The 21005-nt window shown below is 59.8% G+C and carries 16 protein-coding genes and 1 pseudogene; 8 read left to right on the top strand and 9 right to left on the bottom strand.

Going from position 1 to position 21005, the window contains the following annotated elements; translation table 11 throughout:
• Positions 1-17: 17 nt before the first annotated feature.
• Both HUW52_RS20605 and HUW52_RS20600 read left to right on the top strand, forming a co-directional pair.
• Positions 18-878, top strand: coding sequence for a CsgG/HfaB family protein (locus HUW52_RS20605; RefSeq protein ID WP_026000822.1), 861 nt, complete (start codon positions 18-20; stop codon positions 876-878).
• 851 nt (positions 879-1729) lie between these two features.
• A complete protein-coding gene (locus tag HUW52_RS20600; RefSeq protein ID WP_175554746.1) occupies positions 1730-2203 on the top strand; it encodes a hypothetical protein in 474 nt (157 codons plus the stop codon).
• A gap of 829 nt (positions 2204-3032) precedes the next feature.
• Here the strand turns inward: HUW52_RS20600 and HUW52_RS20595 are convergent.
• The 6 genes from HUW52_RS20595 to HUW52_RS20570 form a co-directional block, all read right to left on the bottom strand.
• The gene (locus HUW52_RS20595; protein ID WP_016983362.1) at positions 3033-3317 is read right to left on the bottom strand and encodes a type II toxin-antitoxin system RelE/ParE family toxin; all 285 of its coding nucleotides are present in this window, start codon (positions 3315-3317) and stop codon (positions 3033-3035) included.
• Entirely contained in the window at positions 3307-3513 is a 207-nt protein-coding gene (locus HUW52_RS20590) for a hypothetical protein (protein ID WP_016983361.1), read from the bottom strand. The genes HUW52_RS20595 and HUW52_RS20590 overlap by 11 nt, the downstream gene beginning before the upstream one ends.
• A gap of 311 nt (positions 3514-3824) precedes the next feature.
• Complete coding sequence (locus HUW52_RS20585; RefSeq protein WP_175554745.1) at positions 3825-5276, bottom strand: curlin; 1452 nt, start codon at positions 5274-5276, stop codon at positions 3825-3827.
• Positions 5277-5303: 27 nt separating this feature from the next.
• Positions 5304-5768: a curlin gene (locus tag HUW52_RS20580; RefSeq protein ID WP_175554744.1), complete on the bottom strand. Its 465-nt coding sequence runs from the start codon at positions 5766-5768 to the stop codon at positions 5304-5306.
• Positions 5769-5840: 72 nt separating this feature from the next.
• Positions 5841-8075 (bottom strand): Ig-like domain-containing protein, encoded by a 2235-nt coding sequence (locus HUW52_RS20575; protein WP_175554743.1) that lies wholly within the window; start codon positions 8073-8075, stop codon positions 5841-5843.
• Positions 8076-8110: 35 nt separating this feature from the next.
• Entirely contained in the window at positions 8111-9457 is a 1347-nt protein-coding gene (locus tag HUW52_RS20570) for a hypothetical protein (RefSeq protein ID WP_175554742.1), read from the bottom strand.
• A 421-nt stretch (positions 9458-9878) separates the two neighbouring features.
• Between HUW52_RS20570 and HUW52_RS20565 the strand changes: the two genes are divergently transcribed.
• The 5 genes from HUW52_RS20565 (at position 9879) to HUW52_RS20545 (ending at position 18382) form a co-directional block, all read left to right on the top strand.
• A complete protein-coding gene (locus HUW52_RS20565) occupies positions 9879-11327 on the top strand; it encodes an ATP-binding protein (protein ID WP_175554741.1) in 1449 nt (482 codons plus the stop codon).
• Positions 11328-11493: 166 nt separating this feature from the next.
• Positions 11494-14301 carry a multicopper oxidase domain-containing protein gene (locus HUW52_RS20560; protein WP_175554740.1) on the top strand — a complete coding sequence of 936 codons (2808 nt, stop codon included), beginning with the start codon at positions 11494-11496 and terminating at the stop codon, positions 14299-14301.
• A complete protein-coding gene (locus HUW52_RS20555; protein WP_175554739.1) occupies positions 14298-15398 on the top strand; it encodes an SCO family protein in 1101 nt (366 codons plus the stop codon). The genes HUW52_RS20560 and HUW52_RS20555 overlap by 4 nt, the downstream gene beginning before the upstream one ends.
• Before the next feature lie 94 nt (positions 15399-15492).
• Positions 15493-16983: a HAMP domain-containing sensor histidine kinase gene (locus HUW52_RS20550; RefSeq protein WP_175554738.1), complete on the top strand. Its 1491-nt coding sequence runs from the start codon at positions 15493-15495 to the stop codon at positions 16981-16983.
• Entirely contained in the window at positions 16952-18382 is a 1431-nt protein-coding gene (locus HUW52_RS20545) for a sigma-54 dependent transcriptional regulator (protein ID WP_016983353.1), read from the top strand. Before HUW52_RS20550 ends, HUW52_RS20545 begins: the two co-directional genes overlap by 32 nt.
• A gap of 149 nt (positions 18383-18531) precedes the next feature.
• Here HUW52_RS20545 and HUW52_RS20540 read toward each other — a convergent pair whose 3' ends face one another.
• Positions 18532-18879, bottom strand: coding sequence for a hypothetical protein (locus HUW52_RS20540; RefSeq protein WP_016983352.1), 348 nt, complete (start codon positions 18877-18879; stop codon positions 18532-18534).
• 98 nt (positions 18880-18977) lie between these two features.
• Positions 18978-19115, bottom strand: a pseudogene (locus HUW52_RS20535) (DNA-binding protein); the annotation flags it as partial.
• Positions 19116-19348: 233 nt separating this feature from the next.
• Between HUW52_RS20535 and HUW52_RS20530 the strand changes: the two are divergent.
• Positions 19349-20146 (top strand): class I SAM-dependent methyltransferase, encoded by a 798-nt coding sequence (locus HUW52_RS20530; RefSeq protein ID WP_175554737.1) that lies wholly within the window; start codon positions 19349-19351, stop codon positions 20144-20146.
• Between the two features lie 127 nt (positions 20147-20273).
• Here HUW52_RS20530 and HUW52_RS20525 read toward each other — a convergent pair whose 3' ends face one another.
• Positions 20274-20966, bottom strand: a complete 693-nt coding sequence (locus HUW52_RS20525; protein WP_016983349.1) for a GNAT family N-acetyltransferase — start codon at positions 20964-20966, stop codon at positions 20274-20276.
• Between the last annotated feature and the right edge of the window lie 39 nt (positions 20967-21005).

Raw genomic sequence — 21005 nt, 5'->3', positions numbered from 1 at the left:
TCCGGGGAGTGATGGACATGAAAAGAATAATCGCGTTAGGGCTGATGTTGGCGACATTACAAGGGTGCAGTCTGCGTGAGCCGATGTCGGCCGAGCAGGACACCGAAACCCCGACCCTGACCCCCAGGGCCTCGACTTATTACGACTTGCTGAAGATGCCGCGACCCAAGGGGCGGCTGATGGCGGTGGTGTACGGCTTCCGTGATCAGACCGGGCAGTACAAGCCGACGCCGGCGAGTTCGTTTTCCACCAGCGTGACCCAGGGCGCGGCGTCGATGTTGATGGACGCGATGCAGGCCAGTGGCTGGTTTGTGGTGTTGGAGCGGGAAGGGCTGCAGAACCTGTTGACCGAACGCAAGATCATTCGCGCGTCGCAGAAGAAGCCGAATACGCCGGTGAATATTCAGGGTGAGCTGCCGCCCTTGCAGGCGGCGAACATGATGCTTGAGGGCGGGATCATCGCTTATGACACGAATGTGCGTAGCGGTGGGGAAGGGGCGCGGTATCTGGGGATTGATTTGCAGCGTGAGTATCGGGTGGATCAGGTGACTGTGAACTTGCGTGCGGTGGATGTGCGCAGTGGGCAGGTGCTGGCGAATGTGATGACCAGCAAGACGATTTATTCGGTGGCGCGCAGTGCGGGGATTTTCAAGTTTATCGAGTTCAAGAAGTTGCTTGAGGCTGAAGTGGGTTATACGACGAATGAGCCGGCGCAATTGTGTGTTCTGTCGGCGATTGAGGCGGCGGTGGGGCATATGGTGGCGCAGGGGATTGAGCGGCATTTGTGGCAGGTGGCGGGGGACAGTTCTGTGCCTGGGCAGGATGATGTGTTGAATCGGTATTTGACTCAGAACAAGGTTGATCCGGAGGCGGAGTGAACGTGGCGGCCTTCGGGCCGACCAGGTTCTGGTTGGGCGGTGAGTTCCGGTTGACTGGGTGCATATCCATTGCTGCGGTAATGGCTGCTTAGGGTTCCGCCCTGACGGCGGGTCACCTTTTCCAAACGCCGAAAAGGTAACCCAAAAGGCTTGCTCCTACGTGCGGCCCGCTCGCTGGGGCTCGGGGTTCCTTCGCTGCGGGATTGATCCGGGCGCAGCGTCTCCGGTTTGCTTCGCTGCACCTACTCCCGCTGTGTTTGGCTTCGCCAAACGGTCGCTGCGCTCCCACGCCCGGATCAATCCCGGAACGAAGCCTTCCGACGTCGCCCGTGGATCAAGATCAAAAGCAGGCGAGCTGACACTCGGCCTATTGAGTGGTGAGTAGCGCAGCGTGGTCGGCTTTGGATTTGTGGTGGATTCGCCCCTCACCCCAGCCCTCTCCCGAGGGAGAGGGAGCCGATTTTTGGGCCTTTCAAAATCTGAGTTCAACGCGGTATCGCACGTCGGCGTACAAAGCTGAAAAACCTGAGTTCGACTCGGTATTTCATGTCGGCATACATCTCCCAAACACCACGTTCAGTTCCCTCTCCCTCCGGGAGAGGGCTAGGGTGAGGGCTGCGATCTGAAGTGTGTTTAAAAAAGTGTCTGAATCGGCGGAACCTTCCCACAAGGTTTTCGGGTTGTCTGTAGGCAACTTTCCGCATCACAGGACAGCATCCTCAGACTCATCAACAGATTTTCCGCGCTGTCTACTGTCAAGGTTGACAGTAGACAGCGTAAAAAGCCGTGCCTACCTTGATCCAGCCAGATTCGGTATCTGGTCACAGGACATGACGATCAAGGAGATAAACATGGTGACTGAATTTGTTTTTCCGAGCGAAGAAAGCCCTTCCTCGGGTTCCCTGCGCGCGAATATCAATGGTGTGGCATTCGTGTCGGACGGTTTGAATTTCGCTTATGACTATCACGTTCCTATGCGGCGGATGTATCTGACGTTGGCCGCTGCTCAGGAAACGCAGGATTCCCAAGGAAAAACAGTGGTCAACGTCATTGAGGTTGTATTCAGTGCCGAGATAGAAAACGGTCGCAGTGATATCGTTAACGGGCTCGTGGCCGCAGCCTATTCCACAATGGAGAAGGTAGGCGGGAAATCCTCAACTCGGATCTTCAACGCCGATGAAGGCTCGTTCGATATAACCTTTGATCGCGAGAAGAATCTCTACAAAGGCAAGTTTCACTTCCAGTCAAAAGATGCTGTACATCCCGGTGTTCTGATCAGCGACGGTGAGTTCGATATCACGGGCCGAGACAGCTTTACCATCTAGCTGGAAAGCAGATTTCCCAGCACGCGTCGGCATAATCAGTATCTATTTCGCGTGAGCGTCCAACGTGTTCGCAAAACTTTTGGGGTCTCGTTCGTCACCTGATAGATAACCAGGTAGTTTGAGAACGGAGAGGCGGCCGGTTTTGGCGCTTTCCGAGACTTGAATTCAACTCGGTATTGCACGTCGACGTATCTCTCTCAACCTCCTCGGTCAGTTCCCTCTCCCTACGGGCGATCCAGCTTTTCGGGAGGGGCAGGGTGAGGGGCTCTTGCTTCGAAGCTTCAAAATCAGAGTTCAGCTCGGTACTTCACGTCGGCGTACATTTCCCAAACCACTCGGTCAGTTCCCTCTCCCTCCGGGAGAGGGCTAGGGTGAGGGCTGCGATCTGAAGTGTGTTTAAAGAAGTGTCTGAATCGGCGGAACCTTCCCACAATGTTTTCAGGTTGTCCGTCGGACGTCCGCTCTCTAGCCTATGTTCGTCGCTGTCAATTCAGTGACCGGGCGTGGAAACCCGAGTAACTACAGAGCGCACAAGCGCCATTCATAACGTATCCTTGCGCACCTTCACTGTGTGCACTTTGTTATGGCGGCTGTGCGTGGGAGACCTTGTGTCTGCCGGGTTGCCTCTGTCCCGGGTTTCCAACCTGCGTACAGCTGCCACCTATTCGCTTGGAAACCGAATGGGGGCAACTGGCGGTGAATCAAGCGCTGGATCACGTCGAGTTGAAGGATGGCTGATTGATCGTTCCCACGCAGAGCGTGGGAACGATCAAAAAAACCGTACCTCCACGGGAAGCGCGGTTTCTTGTGTTGAGACGAGGAAGCGATCTTAACCGGGGTCGCGTCGAGGGTACTCCTGACGCGCATGCAAGATGCTCACAATCTCAATTTGGTCCGCCACTTGATAAACGACGAGATAGTTCGGGCTTACCACAATCTCTCGAGTGCCGGGAGAGCGGCCTTTGCGATACAGGTGTGGATGCCAACAAAGCGCAGATGTAGTTTTTACGACGGACTTGTGAAGTGCAGTCGCCGCTACAAAATTTCGCTCGCCAATGTACTTCAGGATTTTCGAGAGTTCGACCCGAGCCTTGGGTCGCCACTTAATCTGCATCAGCGCTTTTGCGCATTGATTCCATCAAGGCATTGATTTCCTCCATCACTTGCTCATGGGGAATACTCGGACGCGGATCATCGAGAGACGCTTGTACTTCCGCCCTGAACCAGCGGTCATAGCTCGCAGCCTGTTCTTCAGGATCAAGATCCGAGACGACTGGGCACAGCGGGTCAATCATCTTTGGGTCGCTCATGGCACCTCCGGGATCAATGCCTGGAAGTCTATTCGGTAAGGGGAATGTTGTCGTGGTTGTCCGGATGAGTTGCACGTCGGTCGAGCTCCGTAGGGTTCAGGTTGTCCCGAAAAATCCTAGTCCTTGCGCTTCCGACGGCCAACCGCCAGAGGTAGTAGGAAAACGTGCAGCTTTTCCAGAAGCCATTCCTTTTTCTGTAGGACGTGGCGGGTCTGAAGCTTTAAAGAACGCGGGTCGTTGATCGGTCCTACGGACACAAAAAAACCGCGACCCCCCTCACCAGAGAATCGCGGCCCATCAACACCCAACCCCTACTGCTGCAACACCGTCGCCTGGTTAGCCGACCCGAACTGCTGAATATTCGCGGTCTGCGTCACCCCACTCTGATCGACATTGGCAATGTTCCCCGTCCCGCCCTGGGTCACATACGCCACGTTCATCGTATCCGCCTGTTTAACAGTGATCATGTTGTCACTGCCATACAACTGCGCGGTATACGCCTGGTTGCCAGTCCCGGATTGATCGAACTCAGCACTGTTGCCGGTGCCATTCGAAGAACCCTGAATCAGGTTGGTCGTCCCGCGCTGATCCGAGATCAGAATGTTGTCGCTACCGTTCTGATCAAAATACAGCTCGTTATACGACTCCGCCTGACTGACCGTGGTTTTGTTGCCGGTCCCGGTCTGGTGCGTGGTCATCACGTGCCCGACGCCATCCTGAGTGAAGCTGGCGATGTTGCCATTGCCCGCTTGTGTGACGGTCGCACGCTGGTTGCTGCCGAACTGTCCACCCGATTGCGGGCCTTTCCAGTTGCTGGCGTAGACCTTGTTGTCGTTGCCCACGGAGGTGGCGCTGAGCGTGTGGCCGTCGCCGCTTTGGTAGGTGTAGTGCACGTTACCGTTGCCAACCTGGTAAAGCGCCAGTGTCGAGTTGACCGATTCGAACTGGTCGGCGTAGATCGCGTTGGTGTTGCCGACCTGGGTGACGGCGGCGGTGTTGTTTCCGCCGAAGCTTTGGTCGACCACGGTTTCGTTGCTGTCGCCGTATTGGTTGACGGTGGCCTGACTGGCGAGTTGCGAGTCTTGCCAGATTTCGCTGCCGTTGAGGTTACCGAACTGGTTGATGGTGATGTTGCCGCCGGTGCCGTTGCGCTGATCGCCGTAGGCGTAGTTGCTTTCGCCGGCCTGGTTGATGCCGATCTGCCCGCCGTTATGGGTGACCTGTTCGGCGGTGCCGTAGTTGGCGGTGCCGTATTGGGTGATCACCGAACTGTTGCCGCTGCCTTCATAGAGTTGTTCGATGTTGGCTTCGTTGCTGTCGCCGAACTGGAAGGTTTTGCCTTCGCTGCCGTTCTGCGAGTCCTGATAGATGAACGAGAAGTTGCCGGTGCCTTGCTGCTGTTGCAGCGCGCTGTTCGGTGAACCGAAGCCCAACGACTGGCTGGCGTGGGCGGTGTTGAAGGCGCCGATCTGTTGTTGGGTGATGGTGGCGTTGTCTTCGTAAAGTTGTTCGGCGTAACCGGCGTTGTAGTCGCCGACCGCGTCCTGGGTGATCACGCTGGTGGCGTGGTCTTGCACGGCGGCGGCGTCGTTGCCCTGGCCCAGTTGGGTCTGGGTGGCGGTGCTGAACGGCGCCTGGGTCTGTTTCACGTCGGCGATGTTGGCGGTACCGACCTGGCTTTGGTTGGACAGGCTGTCGTCGGCCATCGCCTGGGCACTGATCATGACCAGGATGGCGGCGGTGAGGGGCGTCAGTTTGAACATGATGAACTCTCCGATGATTTGCAGTGCTTAGCGATATTGCTTGACCGAAACGCTCATGCCGTTGCCCGACTGGGTCACGGCGCTTTGCAGCCCCGCGCCGGCCTGCTCGATGCTGGCGTCGTTGTTGTTGCCGTTTTGCGAAATCTGCGCGCGGTTATGGCTGCCGTTCTGCGTGATGGAAGCGGCGTTGCCGGAACCGTTCTGGTTGATCAGCGCCATCAGGTCGCTGCCCTGTTGCAGGATGTACGCCTCCTGATTGCTGCCCGACTGCACGATCTGCCCGAGCAGCGACTGACCGTTCTGTTGCAGCAGGGCGACGTTGGCCTGGCCGAGCTGGTCGATCAGGGCTTGCTGACCCACGGGTGGGGGCAGTTCGCCGAGGTCGCTGCTGGTTGGGGCAAGGTCATCGTTTTCCATCAGGTCGTCGGCGCGCGCACCGGCACTGCTGCACAGCAGAAGCAGGCAAAGCAGGGCGGCGGTCGGCGTGTTCATGGCTCACATCCTGTCAGGCGTTAACCGGTTCGAAGTCGACCCCAGCCACCCGAGAGTGGCTGGGGATCTGGCTTACAGCGTGGTCACCGAAACCGTGCGCACGGTGCCCTGGGACGAGCGGATCGTCGCGGTCGGGTTGGCCGATGGCACTACCAGCGTGTTGTTCAGCGTCAGCCGCCAGCGTCCGGTCACCGGTACGGTGGTGGTGCCGAGGGTGACCAGCCCGGTCGGGGTGGTGACCTGCACGGTGATGGTGTTGCCGGTGGTCACTGACGAGGTGCCAGTGAAGTCCCAATTGAAACGTCCACCTGCTCGCGCCTGCACCGTGGAAGCGGTGACGGTGAAGGTTTCCGCCGCTGGCCGTGGCGACACTTGCACCGTGACTGTGGCCGGCGTCGACAGGGCGCCGAAGCTGTCCCGGGCGATGTAGGTGAAGGTCGTGGTAAATGCCGTGGTCACGGTGGCCGGTGGCGTGTAGTTGATCACCGTGCCGTCAGTGCTGACCGTGCCGCGGCCGGCGGCCGGTTGGGTCAGGCTGGCGACGCCCAGCGGCACGTTGCCTTCCGGATCGGTGTCGTTGGCCAGTACGTTGATCGGGATTGCCACACCCAACGTGGCGACGCTGTCGGCGACGGCGGTCGGTGACCGGTTTGGCGCGACGGTAATCGTCACGGTCGCCGGGTTGGCCGAAGCCAGGCCTTTGGCGTCCTGCGCTTTGTAAGTAAACGTCGTGGTCAGTGGCGCGTTGACCACGGCGGGCGGCGTATAGACCACAGCGGCGGTGCCACTGAGGGCTACGGTGCCTTGGCCGGCCGCCGGTTGAGTCAACGCGGTGATGCCCAGCGGATTATCGCCATCGGGATCGCTGTCGTTGGTCAACAAGCTGAGGGTGATCGGCACGCCGAAACTGGTGCTGCCGGTGTCAGCATTGCTGATCGGCGCCTGGTTTTCGCCAGTGTCCGGCGCAGTGCCGACCACGACGACCGCCTCGGTGTCACTGCCGCCGGCGGCAGATTTCACGGTCACGCTGGCCGGTGGCTGAGTCAGGTCGGCGACGGTGATCCGTTGCAGGGTGCCGGTTTTCGACAGGCGTCCGTAGCCTTGGGCAACCATGTCCGGGACCGCCACTTCATCGGTCGATGTCGCTTCGATCAACAAGGTTTTGTTGGCCCAGTTGTAGCGTGCAGTCTGCACTTTCACCACGTCGGTGAGTTTGCTCGACACCGAGGTCGGGCGAGTAGTACCGGCCGGGTTGGTTGCGGTCACTACGACGACCGAAGGCAGAGTGCCGTTGCCCAGGCGCTGGCCGAAGAACAAACCGGTATTGTCACCGGTCAGGCTGGTCTGGCACGGGGTCGGCGGAGGGCCAGGAAGCAACGCGACGGTTTCACGGAAGCACAGGGTCGAGCTGCTGTCTGCCTTGGCGAACACTTCGGCACGCACACCGGCCGAGGTGCGGCGATAGGTGGCGCGGTCGATGTCGACATGGGTTTGCTGACGGCTGTCGAGCACCTTGCCAGCGACAGTGAACAGGGTGGTCTGAATGGTGCCGGCGCCGGACGGCCCGACGATGCGTACGAAGTTGGTGTTGAACGGGCTGCCGGTTACCGCTTCAGTGAGGTTCGGGTCGCCGACGAAGGTTTCGACGCCGCCGGTGTCCGGGTTCACTTCGGTGTAGGGGCCGTTGACGCTACGCAGGAACGGTCCGATGGCTCCATTGACTGCGCCAGTGAAGTCGCCTGGCGGGCCGATGCCAACGTCCTTGGTGATGTTGATCGCGCGGCGGCCGGGGGTAGTGACATTGACGGTTTCGACGCCATACGGGTGAGTGATGACGTAGGTGCCGGCCACAGGGACGTTCACCCGGATACGGATCCGCGCGAAGCTTTGTTGATCGCCGTCAGCCGGGTTTTCCGAGGCGAACGCCGCTTCGATCCCGGCGACATACGCGTCCATGCCATAACCGGCACCGTTGTTGGGGATCGTGGTTTCGGCGAGGAACCAAAAGGCTTCCGGCGGCCAGTTGTCGGGGAACACCATCGGCAGGCTGTCATCGAAGATGCCCGGTTCCGGCAGCAGGGTGCACATGTAGGCCGGTGGCGTGGTGACGCCGACGCGCGAACTGGCGGCGCGCGACTGGCACAGTTCCATCGACAGGTTATTGCTGTCCTGATACCACATCGGGAATTTCCCGGTGGCGAAGGTGTAGGGGCCGGGGTCGACGGCGGCAAGTTGCGCATAGGCACTGCCGGTCAGCGAGAGAGCGAGCCCGAGCGCGTTGAGCGCAAAGCGTGGCCACTTGTTCATGATGCCTCCTGATGCGGATCTGGGCATGTGAGCGTTCATTGCACGATGACCACTTCTTCGGTGTCGCTGCCGCCGTTGGACGACGTCACGTGAACCTTGGCTGGCGGTATCGGCGAGATTCCGGTGGCCAGGGTTTTCACCGCGCCGTCGCCGCTCAGCGCACCGATGGCGGCGCCGCTGCCGGAGGTGGCGGTGAGGACCGGTGGCGAGGTTTCGTCACTGGTCGAGGCCACCACGGTCAGTTGTCCGGAGCTCAAGCTGTATTGCGCGCTCTGGATCACCACCAGGTCGGTCAGGGTCATGGGCAGGGTGGTCGGCGTGCTGCTGGCGATGGCCAGGTGGTTGTCGGCGGTCACTTGCAGGACGCTCGGCACGGTCGGGTTGGCCGACGATTGCGCGTACCAGGCACCGGTGGAATTGGCTTCGGTCATATTCAGCACCGGAGTGAAACTGGTCACGGCGACGGTGCCCGGCGCGGGTGGTGCGAGGACGAACACGTCTTGTTGGGCCACCGGCGCGCTGGTCCCCGCTTTGCGCGAGTAGGTGCTGCGCTGGGTGATCATCGGCGTTGGCCGCACCACGGTGGACAACTTGCCGGAGACCGCGAACGTGGTGGAACGCAGGTCGAGACCGTTCGGGCCTTCGATGCGCACGTAGTTGGTGTTGAACGGGCTGCCGGTGACCGCCTCGCTGAGGTTCGGGTCGCCGACAAATTGCTCGGCCGCGCCGCTCACCGGGTTGGTCTCGGTGTAAGGGCCGTTGACGCTGCGCAGGAACGGGCCGATGTCACCCTTGAGCGCGCCGTCGTAGGTTTTCGGCGTGCCGATGCCGATGTCGCGGGTCATGTTGATCGCGCGGCGACCGGGGGTGTCGATGTTGAACACGTCGACGCCGTACGGGTGGGTGATCACGTAGGTGCCGGCGGTGGGCACATCGACGCGAATGCGGATCCGCGCGAAGCTGACTTGATCGCCTTCGACCGGTTCTTCGGCGGCGAAGGCGGCTTCGATGGCGCTGACGTAGGTCAGGTCGATCCCGCGCGCCGCGTCGACGAGGGTGGTTTCACCGGTGAACCAGAATGCTTCGTCAGGGAAATTGGTCGGGAAGACGATCGGTTGCGCGTCGTCGAACACCCCGGGAGTCGGCAGCAGCGAGCACATGTACGACGGCGCGCCGGGTGCGCTCGGTACGCGAGAACTGAGTGCTTTGGACAGGCACAGGTCCAGGGTGCGACCGTGGGTGTCCTGATACCAACTGGCGAAACCACCGTTGGCCGGCGCGTACGGACCGGGGTCAACAGCAAACAAAGCGGCCTGAGCAATGCCCTGGGCCAAGGCGCTCACGACCAGGACGGTCGCGGTTTTGGACAGTAAAGGGTGCATGAGTTAATCCCTCTATCAAAGTACCTGCCCCTTGGGGATGGGTCAGTTGCAGAGGGCCTGTACACCTTCCATGCCAAGGTGCGGTGGATGGGTGGGAGAGGGCCGGGGTAGAGGGGTTGGTGGGCGGGATGGTGAGATTTCTGGCCTGCGGAGAAAGGGCGTCATCCCCCAGGATTGGGGAAGGTGGGGATGACCACTGAACATCTGTCGGATAAAGAGCCTGTGGGAGCGAGCTTGCTCGCGAATGCGGACTTCCTGTGATGAAAATGTCGACTGAACTGCCGCCTTCGCGAGCAAGCTCGCTCCCACAGGGATTTGTGTTGTTCGTGGGGGCGGTGTTATCGGGTCGATATCCCCGCAACCGGGCAAACCCCCACCCGTGGGCTATAACCCTATAGGGACGTATCGGGAAGTCGCCGCCATGAACATGCAGTCGAAATCGTTACCGGTCGAGGAGGGCAATCTGCGCTTGGGCTCGCGCAAGCAGTCGTTCAACCTGTTGCGCTGGTTTTCGCTGATCAGCATGGCGGTGATCGGCACCGTGGCCATCGCACTTGGCGCGGTGTCGACGCGGTTCGTGATTGAGGAAAGCGTGCAGCGCGATGCCTTGCTCACGGCGCAATTCATCCAGGCCATCGCATCGGCCGAGGTGCGCCACGTATCCATTCCCAACATCCGCACGATGGGTGAATTGCTCGATCCACGCCAGGACAAGGATTTTCCGGATGTCGATCCGCAGGCCCGGGCGGGTGCGCGGGGTGAATTTCTCGATCACATAGAACACTTGCCGGACGTGATCCTCGCCAACATTTATGCGCCTGACCGCCAAGTGATCTGGTCGACCAACCCGGTTCTGATCGGTACCAGCATTCATGCCGACGAAGACCTCGATCGCTCCTTCAACGAAAAGATTCCGGTGTCGGCCAGTTACCACGACGTCGACAAGGCGCGTGAGGAGCAGAAATTCGTCATCCCGCCGGATTACATCTTCATCGAGAACTACATTCCGCTGTTCGACGCCGAGGGCAAGAACGTCACGGCGATGGTCGAGATCTACAAGGAACCCAAGGACCTGATCGCGCGTATGGAGCGCGGCTTGACCCTGATCTGGCTGGCCACTGCACTGGGTGGCGGACTGATTTATCTGGGGCTTTACTGGATCGTCCGGCGCGCGGCAATCCTGCTCGCGGCCCAGCAAAAACAACTGATCGCCAACGAAACCTTTGTTGCCCTGGGCGAGATGTCTTCGGCGGTGGCGCACAGTTTGCGCAATCCGCTGGCGACCATCCGTTCCAGTGCCGAGCTGGCGCTGGAGTTCGATGCCGGTCCGGCAGAAAAGAACATCAAAGACATCATCGGTCAGGTCGATCGCATGTCGAAATGGGTGCGCGAGCTGCTGCAGTCCCTGCGTCCGCTCAACGATGATCCGGAACCGGTGAACCTGGTGGCGACGCTGCACGAAAGCCTCGTCGCTTTTGAACAGCAGATCGCCAAGGCGGGCGTGCAGGTGGTGTTTCATCCGCAACACACGCCGATGGTGCTCAGTCAGCCGGTACAACTGACGCAGATCCTCAACAGCCTTCTGGCCAATGCGCTGGAGGCGATGGACAAGGGCGGCACACTGACCGTCAGCCTGGAACCGAGCGAAGAGCGTGGCGTGTGCGTGGTGCTCAGCGACACTGGCAAAGGCATGAATGAAGAGCAACGCACCATGGCCTTCCGGCCGTTTTTCACCACCAAAACCGGTGGTCTTGGCGTTGGCCTGGTGCTGGTCAAACGCATCATGGAGCGCTTTGGCGGCGGCGTGACCCTGGACAGCCGCGAAGGCGAGGGCACCACCGTTCGTCTGGCCTTTCAGCTTGTCCCATAAATCCGCAAAATTTCTCTGAACTTCCCCCACCAGTGGGTGTCAAGCCCCGGTCACCGGGGAGTGGGGAAACCCACAGACCTTCCAAGTCACTGTTACAACTGGAAATAATTTATTGGCGCAGTAGTTGCAAAACACCATCACCCCTTCCTTGATGAGGCGGCTGGTGATGGACAGAACAACGCGTGACCCAAGCAACACCTTTTTGCTGACGCCCTTGAGCGTCTTTCTGATGTTGACCCTCGGCACCATGGCCGGCGTTCGCGCCAGTCCGATCGATGACGAGCGACAGCCAGAAACCTCCGACCCGTCGGCGTACTACGACGAACCGGCCGACCGCGCCGGTGCGCTCAACGCCATTTTGACCATGCCCGAGGCCAACGAAGATTCCTTCGATTTGCCGGACGGGGTCAAAGGCGATCGCGCTGAAACGCGTATCGAAAACGTCCTGCCGCCGTCCGTGCAGACCAGTTTCAACTACCCCACCAACGGCAAGCCGAGCCCGCTCTATGGCGCGCAGCCGTTCACCCAGCAGTTGACCCTGTTCGAAGAGTTCGGCCCGGAAAAACTCGACCCGACCACTCCGGCCGCGCCGCTGCCATTTCCACCGGCGGCGATTGGCCCGGCGCCCGCGCAGGACCCGAATAACGTCGCTCGTAGCGCGCCACCCGGCACGGCCCTCGATGCCTTCCTGCGGCAACCGGGGCTGACGCCATTCCCCAGCCAGTTCTCCAATGTGGTCGACCGCAACCCGTGGCAGGCGCAGATTGAGGTATTCCTCAACCGCCACATCGGCTCGTCCGCCGAAGGCCGGCCACCCGGAAAAGGCTGGGCGCACCAACGCTGGAACGAGTTCTACCCGCAAGCCGCCTACAAAACCGCGCAGACCGGCGCGCGGATCAATGGAGGCCTGCGCGACAGTCGACAAATGCATGGCTATACGATGGGCGAATTCGGTCCCGGCGGTCTGTACCACAACGTCGCTGGCGTACCGGCGACCGATGGCACTGCCAAAGGTGTCGATCCGCGTTTCCACCCGAACATGCCGGTGCAAAACCACAACGCGGTGTGGACCTTCGACGGCACACTGCCGCCGAAACTGTTGATGGTGCGCTACGGCCAACCGGTGATGATGCGTCACTACAACGGCTTGCCGATCGACCCATCGGCCAACCGTGGTTTCGGCCTGCACACCATCAGCACCCATGAGCACAACGGCCACGCGCCAGCGGAAAGCGACGGCTATGCCAACGCCTTCTTCTTTCCGGGGCAGTTCTACGACTATCGCTGGCCGATCCAGCTCGCCGGTTACGACAGCATCAACACCAAGGCCGAAGACCCGCGCGCGGCGTTCCCGTGCGCACCGGGCGAAACCCTGTGGGTCAACGACCTCGCACCGGCGAAGAAGACCTGCGACAACGGCACCATCAAGATCCGCGGCGACTGGCGCGAAACCATGAGCACCCACTGGTTCCACGACCACATGCTCGATTTCACCGCGCAGAACGTCTACAAGGGCAACGCGGCGATGATGAACTATTACAGCGCGCTGGATCGCGGCAACGAGTCGGTGAACGACGGCGTCAACCTGCGTCTGCCCAGCGGCAGCGCCTTGCCGTGGGGCAACCGCGACTACGACGTCAACCTGGTGTTTGCCGACAAGGCCTGGGATCAGGAAGGTCAGTTGTGGTTCAACCCGTTCAACACCGACGGCTTCCTCGGTGACCAGGTGCTGGTCAACTGGCAGTGGAAACCGACCCTCGACGTGCGTGCGCGCAGTTATCGCTTCCGCATCCTCAACGGCTCGGTGTCGCGCTACTTCAAACTGGCGTTGGTGCGTGAAATAAAAGGCAGCGGTGGCGAGTTTCAGGGGCCGAAAAACTCCGGCGTGACCTACAGCCGTGTGCCGTTCCACATGATTGCCAACGACGGCAACATCATGGAACACAGCGTACCGTTCGACGGCAGCATGGACCTCGACGCCGATGGCGATAAACAGAACCACAACGCGATCTTGCCGACCCAGGGTATCGCCGAGCGCTTCGACATCATCGTCAACTTCTCGAAAAACGGCATCAAACCGGGGGACAAGCTGTTCTTCGTCAACCTGCAGGCTCACGATGACGGCAAGGGGCCCAAAGAGGTCATTCCGTTGGGCGACATCCTGTCGGAGAAATACCTGGCGGTGATCAAGCAGACCAGCAAAGGCCCGCAGTGGGACAAAGGCGATCCAGCGGTGGGCAAGGTCTTGCAGCTCAACGTCAAGGCTTACACCGGCCAGGATCTGGCGATGAACCCGGCAGCCTACGAACCGGCCAAACCGGGCAAGGCTGAGGGGCTGGTGATGATCCCGCTGAAGCTCCACCGCGACAACGCCGCCGATAAAGCCGTGCTGGCCAAGGCCCGTCACCGCACCTTCACCTTCGGTCGTTCCGACGGTACCGATGAGGCGCCGTGGACAGTCAAGACCGATGGCGGCTTCGGCTTCCACATGGACCCGCGTCGCCTGAACGCTTCGACGCAACTGTCGAGCGGCCCGACCGACGCCGGTGTTACTGGCTTCGGCACCCTCGAAGTGTGGAACATCAAGGCTGGCGGCAAGGGCTGGAGCCATCCGGTGCATGTGCACTTCGAGGAGGGGATCATCCTCAGTCGCGGCGGCAAGGCACCCCCAGAGTGGGAAAAGTGGGCGCGCAAAGACGTCTATCGTATTGGCTCGGAAGCGGATGGCCTGGACAGCGTCGAGATGGCGATCAACTTCCGCGAGTTCGCTGGAACCTACATGGAGCACTGCCACAACACTCAGCATGAGGACAACTCGATGCTGCTGCGCTGGGACCTGGAGAAACCCGGTCAGCTGCAATTGATGCCAACCCCATTGCCGAGCTGGGACGGTGTGCGCTACGTCAACTCTGCTGCACTGCCAACCTTCCGCAACGGTGACGGCATGGGCCCACAAGTGGTGGTCAAGCCATGAACCGCCGGCACGGTGATCGCCCTGTGCATACCCCGCGCTCCCGGGCGCTGGGCATGCACCTGGTGCTGCTGCTGGTGGCCTGTGTGCTCGGCAGCCGTGTGCTGCTGGCGCACCAGGCCAGCGTCGGCGAACCGCCAGCGGCCAGTGAATCCGCCACCCCGTGGGGTGGCGACTATTTCCCCAATACCCTGCTGACCGATCAGGACGGTCGGCAGGTGCATTTTTTCGATGACCTGATCAAAGACAAAGTGGTGGTGATCAACTTTATCTTCACTTCGTGCAGCGACTCTTGCCCACTGGAAACCGCACGCTTGCGCCAGGTGCAGAAACTGCTCGGCGAGCGGGTCGGGCAGGACATCTTTTTCTACTCGATCAGCATCGACCCGATCAGCGACACCCCCGAAGTGCTCAAGGCTTACGCGCAACGTTTCAAGGTCGGCCCCGGCTGGAAGTTTCTCACCGGCGAATTCGACGACGTCACTGACCTGCGCAAGAAACTCGGGTTGTTCATCGAAGGCGTCGACAACGGTCGCAGCAAGGACCACAACCTCAGCCTGATCGTCGGCAACCAGACCACCGGGCGCTGGATGAAGGCCTCGCCGTTCGAAAACCCGTGGATCCTCGCCGATCAACTGGCCAACACCCTACAGAACTGGAAGCAGCCGAGCATCGAGGAAAGCTACGCCAACGCGCCGGACATTCGTCCGCCGAGCAATGGCGAAGAACTGTTTCGTACCCGCTGCGCCTCGTGCCACAGCCTCGGCCCGCAGGACGGTCAGGGCATCGGCATGCGCAGCATCGGCCCCGATCTGATTGGGGTAACGCGTAATCGAGATCCGAAATGGCTGAACCGCTGGATTCGCGAACCGGATCGCCTGCTCGCGGAAAAAGACCCGATTGCCCTGCAACTGTACGAACAGTTCGAGCGAATTCCGATGCCTAACCTGCGCCTCGACGAGGCATCTGCGCAGTCGATCATCGATTTCCTCAACGATGAAACCGAGCGTCAACATCCGTCCACCAAAGCCTTGGCCGACGGCGCTTTGACGCCAGTAAAACCGGGCGATCCAGCCGCGACGGTGAGTCAGATGCGGTAGCGGCGAAATAGCATCATAGAACCGTGTGTCGCGGTCAGAGCCACCTACACTGATGGCTGTAAGCAGCGCGATACAAAACTCCAGGGCCACTCCCATGCAGCGACTGGAAGCACAAAAAACCTCTGCACCGAACCCATCGGTCGCAGGCAAGAGCTGGCGCGAACAGTTCAATCTGCTGCGCTGGTTCTCGCTCGCGAGCTTTTTCATCATTGCCGCCGTGGCGGTGGGCCTTGGCTATATCTCCACGCGTTTCGTCGTCACCGAAAGCGTTGAGCGCGATGCGTTGCTGACCGCGCAATTTGTTCAGGCCATCGGCGCGGCGGAAATACGCCACGCCGGTATCACCCCGGCGCGGACCATGGGCGAAATGCTCGACCCGCGCCAGGACAACAACTTTCCCGATGTCGATCCGGGCGCCCATGCGGCGGCCCGCGCCGAGTTCCTCGACCACGTCGAGCACCTGCCGGATGTTCTCCTGGCCACGGTGTATGCGCTGGATCGCACGGTGATCTGGTCGACCAATCCAGAACTGATCGGGATTAAATTCGAGGATGACGACGAGCTCGACGAGTCATTCGAGATGAAAGTCGCGGTGTCCTCCAGTTACCACAAGATCGACGATGAGAAGCCCGAGCAGCAGTTGCTGCGCGAACCGAAATACCTGTTCATCGAGAACTACATCCCGATGTTCAACGCCGACAAAAGCAAAGTCATCGCCATGGTCGAGATCTACAAGGAACCGGCAGATCTGGTCGACCGCATCGACCGTGGATTTGCCTCGATCTGGGCAGCGACGTGTTTCGGTGGCGCGGCGATTTTTCTGGCGTTGTTCTGGATCGTCCGCCGCGCCGCGAAGTTGCTGCAGAGCCAGCAGCAACAACTGATCAGCAACGAAACTTTTGTTGCCCTCGGCGAGATGTCATCGGCGGTCGCGCACAGCCTGCGCAATCCGCTGGCGACCATTCGCTCCAGCGCCGAACTGGCCCAGGAAATCGCTAGCCCCGGTGCGCAGCGCAATATTGGCGACATCATCAGCCAGGTCGATCGCATGTCGCGCTGGGTCCGCGAATTGCTGGTATCGCTGCGGCCGATGAACGACGACGGCGAGGCGGTGGATCTGGTGATGGCGGTTGAAGACACCTTTGGCGCATTTGATGCATTGATCAAACGCAGTGGCGTCGAAGTGCGATTCAGTCCGCAAAACTGCGCGCCGGTCGTCAGTCAAAAGGTGTTGCTCACGCAAATACTCAATAGCCTGTTTGCCAATGCCCTGGAAGCCATGCCCAAGGGCGGTGTGCTCAGCGTCGAATTCGAATCGCTGCAGCCCGACAGCGTGCGCCTGACCGTGAGCGATACCGGCAAGGGCATGAGCGCGCAGCAGCAACTGTTGGTGTTCAAACCGTTTTTCACCACCAAACAGGGCGGCCTCGGGGTTGGCCTGGCGTTGGTCAAACGCATCATGGAGCGTTTCGCAGGTTCGGTCGTGCTGACCAGCCGCGAGCAGGAAGGAACCCGCGTCAGTCTCAACTTCAAAGTGGCATCGGGAGGGGAATATGGAACACAGCATTCTGCTGGTCGAGGATGACGAACTGCTGGCCGAGAATATTCAGACCTACCTGGAGCGCAAGGACTTCGAGGTGACCGTCTGCCATTCGGCCGAAGACGCGCTGGCGCAACTGGAAACCTTCATGCCCGACATTGTGCTGACCGACAACTCGCTGCCGGGCATGAGTGGTCACGATCTGATCCAGAAGCTGCGCATCAGCGCGCCGGATCTGAAAGTGATCATGATGACCGGTTACGGCAATGTCGAAGACGCGGTGGTGGCGATGAAGGAGGGCGCCTTTCATTACGTCACCAAACCGGTCGCGCTGCAGGAACTCAAACTGCTGCTCGACAAGGCCCTGGCCACCGAACGAATGGAGCGCACGCTGTCGTTCTATCAGGAACGCGAGGCGCAGAAATCCGGCGTGCAGGCGCTGATTGGTGATTCGGCGCCGATGCAATACCTGAAGAACACCATCGGCCAGTTGCTCGACGCCGAGCGACGCATGGCCAACACCGATCTGCCGCCGGTTTTAGTCGAAGGCGAGACCGGCACCGGCAAAGAACTGGTGGCCCGGGCGTTGCACTTCGACGGCCCGCGCAGCAAGGGGCCGTTCATTGAATTCAACTGCGCATCGATCCCGTCGAATCTGGTCGAGTCGGAGCTGTTCGGTCATGAGAAGGGCGCGTTCACTGACGCCAAGGATCGCCGGGTCGGACTGGTGGAAGCGGCGGATGGCGGCACGCTGTTTCTCGATGAGATTGGTGAAATGGACCTGCTGTTGCAGGCAAAGATTTTGAAGTTGCTGGAGGACCGCACCATTCGCCGGGTCGGCTCGGTGAAGGAGCGCAAGGTCAATCTGCGGGTGATCAGCGCAACCAACTGCAATCTTGAACAGATGGTGCAGCAGGGCAAATTCCGCCGCGATCTGTTTTTCCGCTTGCGGATCATCTCGATCAAGGTGCCGCGCCTGTATGCACGGGGCGATGACATTCTGTCGCTGGCGCGGCACTTCCTCGCCAGTCATGGCAAACGCTACGGAAAACCGAATCTGCATTTCAGTCAGCAGGCCGAAGAGTTGCTGCTCAGTTACACCTGGCCGGGCAACGTGCGCGAACTGCGCAACATGCTCGAACAGACCGTGCTGCTGGCGCCGAGCGACACCATCGCCGCGCATCAGCTCAACGTGTGCATGAGCCTGGTCGACGAGCCGCCGCTGCATATTCATGAAGCACCGATGCACTACGAACCGCGTCCGGCGAGCAATACCGAATCGATGAACCTGCCGGAAGTCGAGCGCGACATGGTGCGCAAGATGCTCGACAAGACCGACTGGAACGTCACCAAATCCGCGCGCCTGCTGGGCCTGAGCCGCGACATGCTGCGCTACCGCATCGAAAAACTCGGCCTCGCCCGGCCCGATAAACGGCAGTGGTAACCCAGGCGCACCGCATTTCCCCTGTGGGAGCGAGCTTGCTCGCGAAAGCGGTGGATCAGTCACTTTGATGTTGGCTGACACACCGCATTCGCGAGCAAGCTCGCTCCCACAGGGTTTTGTGGTGTCTGGTTAATACTTGGTCGTCAGAATCAATGCTGCTGCCGACTCAAACACTCCAGCAAACAACCCGGATCCAGCACCTCGTCATTCACATAAATCCCGCGCTCGGCATCGTACGTGCGGATAAACACCCGCACCGTCGCATCCGCCACGGTCGGCAACTGCGAATCGGAGAATTCATGGTCACCCGGAAGCACTACAAAATCCTGCGGCGCGGTATCGTCGTAAGGCTTGGGCGGCGTGGAACTCAGTGAATACGGGGCAGGGTGGGCGAAGGGCTGGTTGGGCCCGTAATAATTGAAATTGCTGTCCAGCGCTTGCGCCTGTGTGGCAGCAAGCAGACAGCCAGTCAACAACAGCCGAGCGAGCATATGCATGGCGGCACCTGCGAGTGCGGTTTTCCCCAAGGCTATTAACTATAGCTGCCCTGCATTCAAGCAACCGGGTGATTGATCACGTGCCCCGGTTGTGCGTAGGCCTTGAGCACATAGCCGATTGCGCGAAGAAACTCTTCGTTATCCCCATTTGCAAGAACCTGGGACAGGTATTCGTTGATGGCTTCGTCACTGTCCAGCAGTGCTATCACGTCGAAATTCGTCAAAGTCTGGCTCATGGTTAAACCTCCTTAGCCATTTTTGTGCACGTCGGATGACTGCGCTTTGTGAGGGTATCCACGTGAGCAGAGTTGAATAGTCAGCCGTGTCCTTTATCTGTTTTGATAATTCGCCGACATTTGTAGGCAAGAACACCCTGGTATGTAGGAGCTTACAAGTTTGCAACAACCGCAATTGCCGGGCTGATCTAGACTCGGATCCGGTCAATCACGAGCATCGTCCGGAGTGCGCCATGGAAGTGCCCAACAATAAAACCGCCATCGAAAGCAATCGACAGGCGTGGAACGATTCCGCCCGCCATCACCAGGATTCGCCTGACTGGCAGGCGTTGCTCGGCGAGGTCGCGCAGGCGGATTTTTCTTGCCTTGATGAGACGTTGAGCGGGTTGCTGGAGGTTGACGGTAAAGAGGTGATTCAACTGGGCTGCAACAACGGCCGTGAGAGTCTGTCGCTGTTTGCGCTCGGTGCCAGAAGCGTGGTCGGTGTCGATCAGTCGGCGGCGTTTCTTGAGCAGGCCCGCGAGCTGAACAAGCGTTCACCGCACAACGCCGAGTTCATCGAAAGCGATATTCATCATTTGCCAGCGTCCTTGCACAATCGCTTCGATGTGGCGCTGATCACCATTGGTGTTTTGAACTGGATGCCGGACATCGGCGAGTTTTTCCGCCACGTCGCCTCGACCCTGAAACCGGGCGGCAAACTGGTGATCTACGAAACCCATCCGTTTCTGGAAATGGTCGATCCCGACGCTGAAGATCCGTACCGGCTCGCCAGTTCGTACTTTCGCGCCGAGCCGTTTGTGCAGGAAGAGCCGATTGTCTATGTCGGCAAGGTTGAGCAGCCGGCGGCGAAGTCGTATTGGTTTGTGCATAACCTTGGCGCCATTTTCAGCGCTGCCATTGCGGCCGGGCTGAACATTGCGCACTTCAAGGAGTATGCGCATTCGAATCGGGAAGAGGTTTATGACCGGTATCTGAATCAGGAAGCGCAGATGCCGATGTGTTTTACCCTCATCGCCAGCAAGGTCTGAAAATAATCAGCGCGGCTAGCGGCCTCATCGCGAGCAGGCTCACTCCTACAGGGGAATGCATTTCAAATGTAGGAGTGAGCCTGCTCGCGATGACGGCATCACTGCCGCTGAATATTTCAGAGTTGAATCAAGCCTGCGCCGCCGCACTCACCACCGGCCGCCCCGGTTTGCGCAGCGTTTCCAGACGCGAACCCTCATACCGCGTTTCGCGGAAAAACTTCCAGCGCCCGAACAGGCAGTAAACGTGCATCACGCGGCCTTGCTCGTGGTAACCCATGCGCAGATGCAGCTTCAGCGCCGGAATATTGTGCGTCTCGCACACGTCCACCACCTTGTTGCAGCCTTGCGCTGCCATGGCCTCCCACAGCGCCACCTGCACGTCCACCGACAGGCTGCTGCCGAAATACGCACGGGTCATCTCACCACCGAATTCAAAGAACTCGCCAGGCTTCACCGGAAAGGTGCAGCCGTAATAGTGACGGTCGTGATAATCACGAATGCTGCCCCAGATAAACGCGACAGCGTGGCCGTCAGCATCGAGGTACATGTGCCCGGTGTGACCCTCAGTGGCCAGTTCGGCCATGGTCTGCACGCGGTCACCAAAATGCTTGGAAAACGCGATGGCATTCTCCGGCGTAATGTCGACTTTGCGCAGGCCGTCATAAGGACGCAATTTGTGTGGCGGCACCGGGCTGACCAGGTCGCGCTCCATCCACAAAAGCTCCCAATGGAAGAACACGTAGCGTTTCCACAACGTGCTGAAGGTACGGCCGAGGCCTTTCTGACGGATGCGTTCTTGTAGTTTTTCGATCACGCTCATGATGCCCTCCGTGGCCGAAGCCCGGGTGTTGTGGATGGT

It is taken from the genome of Pseudomonas sp. 43A, assembly GCF_013363935.1.
Taxonomy (GTDB): Bacteria; Pseudomonadota; Gammaproteobacteria; order Pseudomonadales; family Pseudomonadaceae; genus Aquipseudomonas; species Aquipseudomonas crudilactis.
The sequence above is the reverse complement of the archived record's forward strand: the minus strand, read 5'-3'. Positions and strand labels throughout refer to the sequence as shown.

Excerpts from the sequence above, each read along its gene's own strand:
- HUW52_RS20605 (WP_026000822.1), top strand. The coding sequence starts at position 18 with ATGAAAAGAATAATCGCGTTAGGGCTGATGTTGGCGACATTACAAGGG.
- HUW52_RS20600 (WP_175554746.1), top strand. The coding sequence starts at position 1,730 with ATGGTGACTGAATTTGTTTTTCCGAGCGAAGAAAGCCCTTCCTCGGGT.
- HUW52_RS20595 (WP_016983362.1), bottom strand. The coding sequence starts at position 3,317 with ATGCAGATTAAGTGGCGACCCAAGGCTCGGGTCGAACTCTCGAAAATC.
- HUW52_RS20590 (WP_016983361.1), bottom strand. The coding sequence starts at position 3,513 with ATGAGCGACCCAAAGATGATTGACCCGCTGTGCCCAGTCGTCTCGGAT.
- HUW52_RS20585 (WP_175554745.1), bottom strand. The coding sequence starts at position 5,276 with ATGTTCAAACTGACGCCCCTCACCGCCGCCATCCTGGTCATGATCAGT.
- HUW52_RS20580 (WP_175554744.1), bottom strand. The coding sequence starts at position 5,768 with ATGAACACGCCGACCGCCGCCCTGCTTTGCCTGCTTCTGCTGTGCAGC.
- HUW52_RS20575 (WP_175554743.1), bottom strand. The coding sequence starts at position 8,075 with ATGAACAAGTGGCCACGCTTTGCGCTCAACGCGCTCGGGCTCGCTCTC.
- HUW52_RS20570 (WP_175554742.1), bottom strand. The coding sequence starts at position 9,457 with ATGCACCCTTTACTGTCCAAAACCGCGACCGTCCTGGTCGTGAGCGCC.
- HUW52_RS20565 (WP_175554741.1), top strand. The coding sequence starts at position 9,879 with ATGAACATGCAGTCGAAATCGTTACCGGTCGAGGAGGGCAATCTGCGC.
- HUW52_RS20560 (WP_175554740.1), top strand. The coding sequence starts at position 11,494 with ATGGACAGAACAACGCGTGACCCAAGCAACACCTTTTTGCTGACGCCC.
- HUW52_RS20555 (WP_175554739.1), top strand. The coding sequence starts at position 14,298 with ATGAACCGCCGGCACGGTGATCGCCCTGTGCATACCCCGCGCTCCCGG.
- HUW52_RS20550 (WP_175554738.1), top strand. The coding sequence starts at position 15,493 with ATGCAGCGACTGGAAGCACAAAAAACCTCTGCACCGAACCCATCGGTC.
- HUW52_RS20545 (WP_016983353.1), top strand. The coding sequence starts at position 16,952 with ATGGAACACAGCATTCTGCTGGTCGAGGATGACGAACTGCTGGCCGAG.
- HUW52_RS20540 (WP_016983352.1), bottom strand. The coding sequence starts at position 18,879 with ATGCATATGCTCGCTCGGCTGTTGTTGACTGGCTGTCTGCTTGCTGCC.
- HUW52_RS20530 (WP_175554737.1), top strand. The coding sequence starts at position 19,349 with ATGGAAGTGCCCAACAATAAAACCGCCATCGAAAGCAATCGACAGGCG.
- HUW52_RS20525 (WP_016983349.1), bottom strand. The coding sequence starts at position 20,966 with ATGAGCGTGATCGAAAAACTACAAGAACGCATCCGTCAGAAAGGCCTC.